Below are 11,612 nucleotides of genomic sequence, written 5' to 3' on the forward strand. Positions count from 1 at the left end.
ACGGGAGCATGGGCGCCACCCAACTCCGCTCGCCCTGAGCTTGTCGAAGGGCCTCGCGCTACGCCGGGACGTTACTTCTTCGGCAGCTTCGGCGCGATCTCCGCGACCTTTTCAAGCTGCGGGCGCACGCTTTCCAGGGGCCCGACCACGACCACGCTGAAACCGCCCACCGGCAGCTCGCGCTTCGCCGCCGCCTGGAAATCGGCGGCCTTGAGCGCGCTCGCCTTGCCGACGTAGCCGTTGAGGTAGTCCACCCCCAGCCCCTGCACGTCGAGGTTGGCAAGCGAGCCCGCCAGGCCATCGCGCGAGGACAGGCCCAGCACGAACGTGCCGTTCATGTAGTTGCGGATGCCCTGCACTTCGGCATCGGTGGGCAGGGTATCCTGCATGCGCCGGATTTCCTTGAAGATTTCGGTGATCGCCGGGCCGGTCGATTCCGAGGCGATATCGGCATCCTCGGTCCAGCTGGTCCCCTGCACCCGCTGCGAAAGCGACGCGGAGGGCGAATAGGTATAGCCCTTGTCCTCGCGGATGTTGCGGGTGATGCGCGAGGAAAAATATCCGCCCAGCAGGGTACTGGCGGCCCGGAAGTCGAGGTCGTAGCCCTGCCGGGCGACGCGCTTGCCGATCAGCACGGTCGATTGCGGGGCGCCCGGGCGATCGATCAGCAGGACTTTCGGACCCGGATCGGCGGGCACCGGCAGGCTGCTGGGCGCCGCACCGGATGCCCAGCCGCCGAACGCCTTCTCCACCGCCGCGCGCACCGCCGCCGGATCGAACTGGCCCACGATGTAGAGATGCGTGCGCGCCGCGCCGAAGTTGGCGGCATGGAACGCCTTGACCTGATCCAGCGTGTAGCCGGAAAGCTGCTCGGGCGCCGGGAACAGGCGGCCATAGGGATGGCCGGGGTAGAGCGCCGCCGAATAGGCCTCCGAAGCGACCGAGCCCGGCGTCGACTTGGCCACCATGAGGTTGCGCAGCAGGTCGGCGCGCACCTTGTCGAGTTCGCCGGCCTCGAAGTCGGGGTGCTGGAGCAGGTCGGCGACGAGGCCGATCGCGGCAGGCGCCGATTCGGCGAGCACGTCGATCATCGCGGAGGACGAATCGAGCCCGGTCGAAAGGCCCAGCGTCCCGCCCATGCCCGCGGCGAGTTCCGCGAGCTGCGAGGCGTCGCGGCCGCCGGCGCCCTTCTGCATCAGGCCTCCGGTCAGGTCGGCCAGCCAGACGTTCGCGCCGTCGTCGATATTGCCGGTGCGCACGCTGGCGACGATGGTGACCTTGGGCACCGCGCCGTGCTGCGCCATGGTCACCTTCATGCCGTTGGCGAGGGTGAACTCGGTCAGCGGCGGCAGCGCGAAAGGCCTGGCCGGGGCCGCGGCGGGCGGAGCTTCCCTGGCGAAGGCGGGAGTCGCCAGCGCCAGCGCGGCGGCGGAGAGCAGCAGGGTCCGGGCCAGGGTCAGATTCGGGGTCATCGCTGTGCCTCCCTTACTTCGCTGCAGCCGGGGCCGCAGCGGCGCCGGGCTTGAGGCTGATGACGGTGCGGTTGGTCGCCCGCAGGTATTCGCGCGCGGTCTTGCGGATCAGGTCGGGGGTGACCTTGTCGATCTCCGCCTCCAGCCGGTTGATGCGGCCCGGATCGTCGTCGAACAGCGCGAAGCTCGCCAGCAGGTTGACGATGCCGAAGCGATAGCCGTCGCCCACCGTGTCGTAGAGTTCGGAGCGCGCCTTGGTCTTGGCACGGGCCAGCTCGGCCGGGGTGACGAGGGTGTCCTGCAGATCCTTCACCACCGCGTCGATGTCACCCAAGATGGCATCGTCGGTCACTTCCGGCCCGTGGATCAGGAATGCCGACCACAGCATCGGCCCGTTGTAGTCGTAGGCGCTGCCCAGCGGCCAGTTGATGCCGCCCGAGACGTCCCCGGAATAGCCCTTCTGGTTGACCAGCACCTTGGTCAGGCGGCTGTCCGGCCCCTGGATCAGCATCAGGTCGATGAGGCGCATCGCCGCCCATTCCGGCGTGCCCTTGGGCGGGACGTGATAGGCCCAGGCCAGCGCCGGCTGCGGCGCCAGCGCGTCGACCTTCTCGGACCGCTTCTCAGCCGTCTGGCGCGGCTCCGAGACGTCCGGGAACTTGAGGTTGGCCGAAGCCGGGATCGGGCCGAAATACTTTTCGGTCCAGGCCATCACCTGCGCCGGATCGACGTCTCCGGCCACCACCAGCACCGCATTGTTGGGCGCGTAGTAGTCCTTGAAGAACGCTTGCACGTCGGCCAGCGTCGCCGCGTCGATCTCCTTGAGATCGCCGTAGAAGTTATGCGCGTTGTACCAGTTGACGTTGGCCTTCTGCGGCAGGTCGAGCCACGGGAAGCCGCCGTAGGGCTGGTTGAGGACGTTGACCTTGACCTCGTTCTTCACCACGCCCTGCTGGTTGGTCAGGTTGTCCTGCGTGATGTCGAGGCCCTTCATGCGGTCCGCCTCGGCCCACAGGAAGGTCTCGGTCGTGTTGCTGGGGATCGCCTCGTAGTAGTTCGTGAAGTCGAACCGGGTCGAACCGTTGAGCACGCCGCCGTTGGCGTTGACGAGGCCGATGAATTCGGCCTTGCCCAGGTTCTTCGAGCCCTGGAACATCATGTGCTCGAACAGATGCGCGAAGCCGGTGCGGTCCCTGGGCTCGATGCGGAAGCCGATGCCGTAGTAGACGCCGATGGTGGCGGTGGGCACCGAATGGTCGGGCGAGATCACCACTTTCAGGCCGTTCGCCAGCTTGTGATACTCGACCGGAACTTGCGCTTTCGCGGGCGCCGGGGCGGCCTTCGGCGCGGCGGCGGTGGAAGCGGCGGCGGGAGCAGCGGCGCAAGGCACCGCCAGCGAGGCGGCGGCCAGCAGCATGGCACGGCGCATGGACCAGAGTTTCATGACGAACGAATGCTCCCGGATGTGTCCCTGTTGAAGCGCATCGCCCCGGCGAGAACCGGCGTCCCTGTCGATGCGCGATGCCTGAGAACTGGCAGACTATCGCACCGCCGCCGGATTTCAATCGACCAGCGACATTGCCCCATCGACCAACGACTTGCGCGGTTACAGCCCGTTCATCCGGGCCGCGCTCACCCGAGCGCCCCCTGCCCGAACACCCCCTACCCGAGCGCCCCCTGCCCGAACACCCCCTACCCGAACAACCAGTGCCCCAGCAGCCGGTTGAAGGGGAACGTGAAGAAGCCGGCGATCAGCAGCGCGCCGATGATGAGGCCGCGCACCGTGCGGCGATGGCGTACCACGTTGCCGCGCCGCGCCGCCAGCACCAGCACCGGGACCATCACCAAGGTGAACACCGAAAGCAGGTGGATCGGGCTGAAATGGCCGGGGTTGGTCTGCACGAACAGACTGTCGAGCGCGGTCAGGAACATCGCCGCCGCCCAGCCGTAGCCCAGCGCGCGGTGTCCCGGCGTGCCGCGCGGGCGCCACAGCAGCACCGGGGTCAGCACCAGCGCCGCGACGATCGTGACGAGGTGCAGCCAGATGACCGCCGGGATATCGCCCCACTGCGCCATCCCCTTCGCCACCGCGACGAGGATGAACCCCAGCATGACGAGCGCGAGCACCCCCAGCGCCCTTTCCAGACGATCGGGCGCGATCGACTTGACGGCGGCGCTCATGCGGCACCCTTGCGGTGGAACGCGAGGCGCCACAGCGGCAGCGTCAGCATCGCGAACTGGCTGACCTGCGGATAGACGAAGGTGAGCGCGAGTGCGAGCAAGGCGGCGGCGATCACGCTGGGCGAACCGCTATGGCGATGATCGGGACCGGGCACCGCCAGTCCCTTGCGCTCGATCCAGAACATCAGGAACCAGGTCAGCACGCCGGTCGCCAGCAGGTTCAGGTTGTAGCACAGCGCCGGGACGAACGTGTTGTGCCCCGCCGCGATGAACGCGGTGGTGAAGGGCATGAAGCCGATCGTCAGCAGGTACAGCAGGTTCGGCCAGACCAGCGCGACATCGAAATGCGTCACCCGGCTGAAGATCTGGTGATGCGACAGCCAGAACCGCCCGATCACCAGGAAGCTGAGCAGGAACGCCAGGAAGCTTGGCACCAGCCCGCGCAACTCGTGCCAGTATTCCGATACCGGCGCGTCGATCGGCAGGTGCGGCACCTCGATCTCCAGAACCAGCAGGGTGATGGCGATGGCGAAGACCGCGTCCGAAAAGAACACGACCCTTTCCAGCGCGAATTTCGCGCCGCCGTGCGTCTCTGCTCCCGACATCAGAAGCCTGCGCCGCTCGGCCAGCCTTGTGCGGCCAGCCCCATCACCTTGAATAGTGCCCCCATTTGCCCCTCGTCGATCAGTCGATCCTTGTCGGAGTTTATGGCAGAAGATTGCTGCGGTGCAACGCTACATAATTGCGCGGCGCGGGTTTCGATGCCGAGCGCGCGCAGGAAGGCCCCTTGCGTCACCGTGCCGAGGTGGCGCGCCCCGCCCGCGACGGCGACTTCGGCCGCCGTGGCGAAATCGACGAGGCAGGTCAGGTCCGCCTCGCCCGGATGCGCGAAGGGATCGACCTTGGTGTGCGCGCGGATCGCCTGCAGGGTGGAGCCGGTGCGTTTCTCGGCATAGCCGTAGTCGATCAGCAAAGCCGCCCCGCCCTGCGATACCAGGCGGCGGGCGATCTCGTCGGTCACGGCGGCGGCGCCGGGGCAGGTCTCGATCAGGGTCTGTTCGGGCGCATCGAGCAAGTGCTCGGGCACCGCCGCGTCCATCGGGCGATCGCCCGCGACCGGCACGAAACGGTGGCCTTCGAGGCCGACCATGCGATCGCGCCAGCCTTCCGCGGTCTTGACCATCTGGCGCACCGGCAGCGCGTCGAGGAACTCGTTGCCGACCAGTAGCAGCGGCGCGTCGGTGGGCAGGCTGGCCATGTCGTCGTGCCACCGCGCATCGGGCACCAGCCTCGCCTGCACGCCGCGCAGCGCGGGCGAGCCCTCGACGAAGTGGACCTGCGGGCTGAGCCCCTGCCGCCGCATCACCCGCAGCGCATCGCGCGCCAGAGTGCCGCGACCGGGGCCGAGTTCGACGTAGTGCACCGTTTCCGGCGCGCCCGCGCGCATCCAGATATCGGTCAGCCACAGGCCGATCAGTTCGCCGAACATCTGGCTGATCTCGGGCGCGGTGACGAAATCGCCCGCGCCGCCGAGCGGATCCTTGCCGGAGTAATAGCGGGCGTTCGATTCGCCCATGTACTGCTGGAGCGAGATCGGCCCGTAGTTGGCGATCAGCCGCCGGAAGACGGCTGAAAGCGTCTCCTGCTCCATCAGGTGATCTCGATCGGGCGCCGCATCGACAGTTCGGGCTTGCTGAGAGCGCGGGCGATCAGGAACAGGCCGAGCAGGATCAGCGGGATCGTCAGCCACTGGCCCATCGACAGGCCGGTGACCTGTGCGAAGCGCTGCAGCTGTGCGTCGGGCTCGCGGAAGAACTCGACGATGAAGCGGGCCGAGGCGATGCCGGTGGTGAACGTGCCGACCAGCAGGCCCGGACGGAACCGCGCGCGCGTCTTCCAGAACAGCGGGAGCATGATGCAGATCATCAGCAGGCCCTCCAGCCCCGCTTCGTAAAGCTGGCTGGGGTGGCGCGGCAACGGCCCGGCGTCGGGGAAGACCATCGCCCAGGGCAGCGGCCCGGAAACGACGCGGCCCCACAACTCGCCGTTCACGAAGTTGGCGAGGCGGCCGAACAGCATGCCGAAGGGCACGCAGACCGAAATGAAGTCCGCCACCCGGATCAGGCTGAGCTGGTTGCGCCAGGAAACCCAGGCCATCGCCAGGATCACGCCGATGAGGCCGCCGTGGAAGCTCATCCCCCCGTGCCACAGCTTCACCAGTTCCGCCGGATGCGCCCAGAGGCTGGGGATGTCGGAACTGCCGCCGGTGTAGAACGTGGCATAGCCCAGGCGTCCGCCCAGGATGATGCCGATGGTGCAGTAGAAGAACAGGTCGTCGGCATGGCGCTGCGCCAGCGGGGCGCCGGGCTGCCGGATCATCCGGCTGAGGTGCCAGTAGCCCAGCACGATGCCCACAAGATAGGCCAGCGAGTACCAGCGCAGCTCGAAGCTGCCGATGCGGAACAGGTAGTTCTTGAGGCCAAGCTCGACCCAGTAGATGGGCTCTGGCGCCTGGGCGGCGGCGGCAAGCAGTGTCAGGGACAAGTGGTGGACCTCGTATGCTTCATCGCGCGGCCTTCTGGCATAGGCCGATGCGCGATGGTAGCGGGGTTTTCACTTTCCTGCGCTATGCCGCTCATGCGGATGGGGCTTCGACAAGCTCGGCCTGAGCGGGTTTGAGAGGTTTAACACTACCTCCGCTCACCCTGAGCTTGTCGAAGGGTCAGGCTGAGCTTGTCGAAGCCCCATCCGGTAAAGCAGGTCCGGGACGACGAATATCTTCCCAAATGCAGGGCAGTCACTAGATCAGGGCACCATGAGCAGCGTCATCCGAATCCACCACCCCCGCGCCGTCATCGACCGACGCGATCTCGTCGCCCGGATCGAGGCCGTGGTAGCGGACAAGGGCGCCACCAAGGGCCGCAAGGACATCGTCGACCTGCTGCGCGGGGCGCTGGACACCGGCCGCACCGAAATCGCCCGCCGGCTGGTGGAAAAGCCCTCCGCCGGGCACGAGGTGGCGGAGGCACAGGCCTTCCTCACCGACCAGCTGATCCGCGTGATCCACGACCACATCGTGGCCAACGTCTATCCGCCGAACAACCGCTCCAAGGGCGAGCGGCTGACGATCATGGCCGTCGGCGGCTACGGCCGGGGCGAGATGGCGCCGCATTCGGACGTCGACGTCGCCTTCCTGACGCCGATCAAGCAGACCCCATGGTGCGAGCAGGTGATCGAGGCGATGCTCTATTTCCTGTGGGATCTCTCGCTCAAGATCGGCCATTCCAGCCGCTCGCTCGACGACATGGTGCGCATGTCGAAGTCCGACCTGACGATCCGCACCGCGATGCTGGAGGGCCGCTACGTCTGGGGCGATCAGGACTTGTACGAGGAAGCGCGCGCCCGCTTCTTCAAGGACGTCGTCTCGGGCACCGAGCGCCAGTTCGTGGTCGAGAAGCTGGCCGAGCGCGAGGAACGCCACAAGCGCATGGGCGACAGCCGCTACGTCGTCGAGCCCAACGTCAAGGAGGGCAAGGGCTCCTTGCGCGACCTGCACACGCTCTACTGGATCGGCAAGTATATCCACAAGGTCCGCTCCCCCGCCGAACTGGTCGACGTGGGGCTGCTGACGGCCAAGGAATACCGCAGCTTCCGCCGCGCCGAGAACTTCTTCTGGGCGGTGCGCTGCCACCTCCACACCATCACCCGCCGCGCCGAGGACCGCCTGACCTTCGACCTCCAGCGCGAGGTGGCGGCGCGGATGAACTTCTCCGACCGCCCCGGCAAGAGCGCGGTCGAGCGCTTCATGCAGATGTTCTTCCTGCAGGCCAAGGTCGTCGGCAGCCTGACCGGCGTGTTCCTGGCCCAGCTCGACGAGCAGTTCGCCAAGCGCCAGCCGCGCGGGCTTCTGGCCGGTTTCCGCGCCCGCGAACGCGTGGTCAAGGGCTACAAGGTCTTCGGCGGCCGCCTGCGCGCCCCGTCCGACGACTGGTTCGAGGCGGATCCGGTCCGCATGATCGAGATCTTCGTCCTCGCCGAGCGCGAGGGGCTGGAAATCCACCCCGAGACCCTGCGCCTGATCTCGCGCGATGCCGCGCTCATCAAGGACGACGTGCGGCACGACAAGCGCGCCAACGAGCTGTTCATGGAACTGCTCACCAGCCGCCGGAACCCCGAAGTGGCGCTGCGCAGCTTCAATGAGGCAGGCGTGTTCGGCCGTTTCGTCACCGAATTCGGCCGCGTCAACGCGCAGATGCAGTTCGACATGTACCACCACTACACGGTGGACGAGCACACCATCCGCGCCATCGGCCTCGTCTCGCGCATCGAGAAGGGCGAGTTGAAGGACGACCACCCGCTCGCCCACGAAGTGATCCAGAAGGTCCGCTCGCGCCGCGCGCTCTACGTCTCGGTGCTGCTCCACGACATCGCCAAGGGCCGCAAGGGCGACCACTCGGTGCTGGGCGCAGAGATCGCGCTCAGGCTGTGCCCGCGCTTCGGGCTGGACGAGGAGGAGACCGAGCTGGTGTCCTGGCTGGTGCGCCATCACCTGCTGCTCTCCGCCACCGCGATGAAGCGCGATCTGTCGGACGGCAAGACCATCGCCGACTTCGTCGAGGTCGTGCAGTCTGTCGATCGCCTGCGCCAGCTGACCATCCTCACCATCGTCGACATCCGCGCGGTGGGCCCCGGCACCTGGAATTCGTGGAAGCGCCAGCTCATCGCCACGCTCTACGGCGCGGCGGAGGAACGCCTGCGCCTCGGCCACGCCGAATTCGGCCGCCCCAAGCGCGTCGAGGCCAAGAAGGCCGCGGTCGAGGCGATGGGCGGCGACTATCCCGCGCTGATCGAGAAGGTCGGCGGCAAGTTCGGCGATGCCTACTGGATCGCCGAGCCCGAGGACGTCATCGCCCGCAACCTCGTGCAGTTCGACGCCTCCGAGGACGAGCCGCTGTCGATCTCGACCGAATACTACCCCGCGCGCGGCGCCACGCTGGTGACGGTGATCGCCTCCGACCACCCCGGCCTGTTCTACCGCATCGCCGGGGGCATCCATCTGGCCGGCGGCAACATCATCGACGCCCGCATCCACACCACCCGCAGCGGCCGCGCGGTCGACAATTTCCTGGTGCAGGATCCGCTGGGCCGCCCTTTCATGGAGTACGGGCAGCTGCGCCGCCTCGAACTCACCATCGAGAACGCGCTGGCCAACCGCATCAAGATCCTGCCGCAACTGGTGGCCCGGCCCGATGCCCGCCCCCGCGCCGACGCCTTCGAGGTCCGCCCGCGCGTCCTGTTCGACAACAAGGCGTCCAACCGCTTCACCGTGGTCGAGATCAACGCCCGCGATCGCCCGGCGCTGCTCAACCGGCTGGCGCATGCGCTGTTCGAATCGAAGCTGATGGTCCACTCCGCCCACATCGCGACATATGGCGAACGCGCGGCCGATACCTTCTACGTGACCGACCTGCTGGGCGAGAAGATCACCGCCGTCCCGCGCATCAAGGCGATCGAAAGCCGCCTGCTCGAAGCCACCAGCGAGCCGAGCCTGGAGGAAGCGGTGGCGTGAGAAGAAAAGCCCACCCCAGTCCGGGAGGGCGCAAGGCCAGCCTACCGTTCCCGTCACCCTGAACTTGTTTCAGGGTCCATCGGGCAGTCGTGCCCGATGGCCGGCGTCACCATCGGCGCTCCCGGTTTGCCGCGGCAAAGCACCCAGCCTGGGGCTCGATAGACCCTGAAACAAGTTCAGGGTGACGGGGGAGCAGGTTGGTCCCTATGCGATGCCCCTCTCGCAAATGCACATTGAAAGGAACCGCAGACTGCCCCACATGTTGCACCGCAACAGGTTCCTCTCAAACAGGAAAGCGCCGTGAACGCACCTGATCCCGATCCCCAATCCGTACTCGTGCTGCAGGGCGGCGGAGCCCTTGGCGCCTATCAGGCCGGTGTCTACGAAGCACTGGCGAAACGCGACATCGCCCCGAACTGGATCGCGGGCATCTCCATCGGCGCGATCAACGCCGCGCTCATCGCCGGCAACGCCCCCGAAGACCGCATCCCCGCGCTCCGGAAATTCTGGCACGGCATCTCGCGCGAACTCCAGTACCGTCTCGACGAGCCGATCGGCTTCGCCCGCCGCGCCTTCAACGAATGGTCGGCGCAGTACGCCGCCAGCTTCGGCCTCCCCGGCTTCTTCACCCCGCGCTGGCCCACGCCGCTGCCCGAGTGGCCAAACCACCTCTCGCGCCTGAGCTACTACGACACCGCGCCGCTGCGCCAGACGTTGCTCGACCTCGTCGATTTCGACCGCCTCAACCGCGCCGAGACCCGCTTCAGCGTCGGCGCCGTCAACATGCTCAACGGCAACTTCGCCTATTTCGACAACACCGAGCGCACCATCGGCCCCGAGCACATCATGGCCAGCGGCGCCCTGCCCCCCGGCTTCCCGCCGGTGGAGATCGACGGCGAATGGTACTGGGACGGCGGCCTCGTCTCCAACACCCCGCTGCAATACGTGCTCGACAACCGATCGATGCAGGAAATGAACGTCTACCAGGTGGACCTGTTCTCCTCGCGCGGGATCGTGCCCACCTCGATGGCGGACATCGCCCAGCGCGAGAAGGACATCCGCTATTCCAGCCGCACCCGCCTCAACACCGACATGTCCAAGGCCCTGCAGAAGACCCGCGCCGCCGCCAAGCGCCTTGCCCGCAAGCTGCCCGAGGAATTCCAGGACGATCCCGATCTCGCCCGCCTGCTCGACTGCCGCCCGGCCGGCGCGGTGGCGGTGATGCACCTCATCAACCGCGCCCACGGCTACGAGACGAACTCCAAGGACTACGAGTTCTCGCGGATGACCCTCGACGAGCACTGGCACTGCGGACACGTCGATGCCGACCACTCGCTGCGCCACCCCGACTGGGTGAACCGCGACGTCAGCCCCGACGAGATCGTCACCTTCGACCTTTCCGGCGACCGCCCGGGCGAGCGTCTGCGCCGCCCCCTCGCATCGAACTAGCGCAAACGGAGAACTCGCATGAAGCTCAAGGACAAGGTCTGCATCGTCACCGGCGCCGCCAGCGGCATCGGCAAGGCCATCGCCGATATCTATGCCGGTGAGGGCGGCAAAGTGGTGATCGCCGACCTCAACCTCGAAGCGGCGCAGAAGGCCGCCGACGATATCGTCGCCAGCGGCGGGCAGGCCATGGCCGTGGCTATGGACGTCACCAGCGAGGAGCAGGTGAACGACGGCGTCGCCAAAGTCGTAGCGGCCTGGGGCACGGTGGACGTGCTGGTCTCCAATGCGGGTATCCAGATCGTCAACCCGGTCGAGAACTACGCCTATTCCGACTGGAAGAAGATGCTGGCGATCCACCTCGACGGCGCCTTCCTGACCTCGAAGGCGGTCCTGCCGCACATGTACGCGCAGGGGTCTGGCTCGGTGATCTTCATGGGCTCGGTGCATTCCAAGGAGGCGAGCCCGCTCAAGAGCGCCTATGTCACCGCCAAGCACGGGCTGCTGGGCCTCTCCCGCGTGATCGCCAAGGAAGGCGGCAAGAAGGGCGTGCGCACCAACGTGATCTGCCCCGGCTTCGTGCGCACCCCGCTGGTGGACAAGCAGATCCCGGAGCAGGCCAAGGAGCTGGGCATCTCCGAGGACGAAGTCATCAGCCGCGTGATGCTGGGCGGGACCGTGGACAGCGAGTTCACCACCGTGGACGACATCGCGCAAGTGGCGCTGTTCTTCGCCGGCTTCCCGACCAATGCGCTGACCGGCCAGTCGCTGGTGGCAAGCCACGGCTGGTTCATGGAGTAACCCAATTCCTCCTCGAGCTAGCACTACTTTGGCAGAAGTTTGAAATGCGTGACTGATAGGCTCCCACCGCAATGAGGGCATTGGTCTGGCGGAGGTCTTGATATTCGGTCAATGATGGCCTGTCGGATGGCGGGCATGCTCGG

Annotated in this window: 9 protein-coding genes; 3 read left to right on the top strand and 6 right to left on the bottom strand. The window is 66.9% G+C overall.

What is annotated here, in order from left to right; genetic code table 11:
* Positions 1 to 71 precede the first annotated feature (71 nt).
* The 6 genes from V2S85_RS12865 to lgt form a co-directional block, all read right to left on the bottom strand.
* Entirely contained in the window at positions 72 to 1,472 is a 1,401-nt protein-coding gene (locus V2S85_RS12865; RefSeq protein WP_330703253.1) for a pitrilysin family protein, read from the bottom strand.
* Between the two features lie 13 nt (positions 1,473 to 1,485).
* Positions 1,486 to 2,916 (bottom strand): pitrilysin family protein, encoded by a 1,431-nt coding sequence (locus V2S85_RS12870; protein WP_330703254.1) that lies wholly within the window; start codon positions 2,914 to 2,916, stop codon positions 1,486 to 1,488.
* Between the two features lie 248 nt (positions 2,917 to 3,164).
* Positions 3,165 to 3,653 (bottom strand): hypothetical protein, encoded by a 489-nt coding sequence (locus tag V2S85_RS12875; protein WP_330703255.1) that lies wholly within the window; start codon positions 3,651 to 3,653, stop codon positions 3,165 to 3,167.
* Complete coding sequence (locus V2S85_RS12880) at positions 3,650 to 4,258, bottom strand: TMEM175 family protein (protein ID WP_330703256.1); 609 nt, start codon at positions 4,256 to 4,258, stop codon at positions 3,650 to 3,652. Before V2S85_RS12880 ends, V2S85_RS12875 begins: the two co-directional genes overlap by 4 nt.
* Entirely contained in the window at positions 4,258 to 5,304 is a 1,047-nt protein-coding gene (locus V2S85_RS12885; protein ID WP_330703257.1) for a class I SAM-dependent methyltransferase, read from the bottom strand. The genes V2S85_RS12880 and V2S85_RS12885 overlap by 1 nt, the downstream gene beginning before the upstream one ends.
* Positions 5,304 to 6,197 (bottom strand): prolipoprotein diacylglyceryl transferase, encoded by an 894-nt coding sequence (gene lgt, locus V2S85_RS12890; protein ID WP_330703258.1) that lies wholly within the window; start codon positions 6,195 to 6,197, stop codon positions 5,304 to 5,306. The genes V2S85_RS12885 and lgt overlap by 1 nt, the downstream gene beginning before the upstream one ends.
* Before the next feature lie 271 nt (positions 6,198 to 6,468).
* Here lgt and V2S85_RS12895 point away from each other — a divergent pair, with 271 nt between their 5' ends.
* The 3 genes from V2S85_RS12895 (at position 6,469) to V2S85_RS12905 (ending at position 11,469) form a co-directional block, all read left to right on the top strand.
* Complete coding sequence (locus V2S85_RS12895; RefSeq protein ID WP_330703259.1) at positions 6,469 to 9,222, top strand: [protein-PII] uridylyltransferase; 2,754 nt, start codon at positions 6,469 to 6,471, stop codon at positions 9,220 to 9,222.
* Between the two features lie 300 nt (positions 9,223 to 9,522).
* Positions 9,523 to 10,671: a patatin-like phospholipase family protein gene (locus V2S85_RS12900; RefSeq protein WP_330703260.1), complete on the top strand. Its 1,149-nt coding sequence runs from the start codon at positions 9,523 to 9,525 to the stop codon at positions 10,669 to 10,671.
* A gap of 18 nt (positions 10,672 to 10,689) precedes the next feature.
* A complete protein-coding gene (locus tag V2S85_RS12905) occupies positions 10,690 to 11,469 on the top strand; it encodes a 3-hydroxybutyrate dehydrogenase (protein ID WP_330703261.1) in 780 nt (259 codons plus the stop codon).
* Positions 11,470 to 11,612 lie beyond the last annotated feature (143 nt).

Source organism: Novosphingobium resinovorum, from assembly GCF_036352595.1.
GTDB classification, from domain to species: domain Bacteria; phylum Pseudomonadota; class Alphaproteobacteria; order Sphingomonadales; family Sphingomonadaceae; genus Novosphingobium; species Novosphingobium resinovorum_B.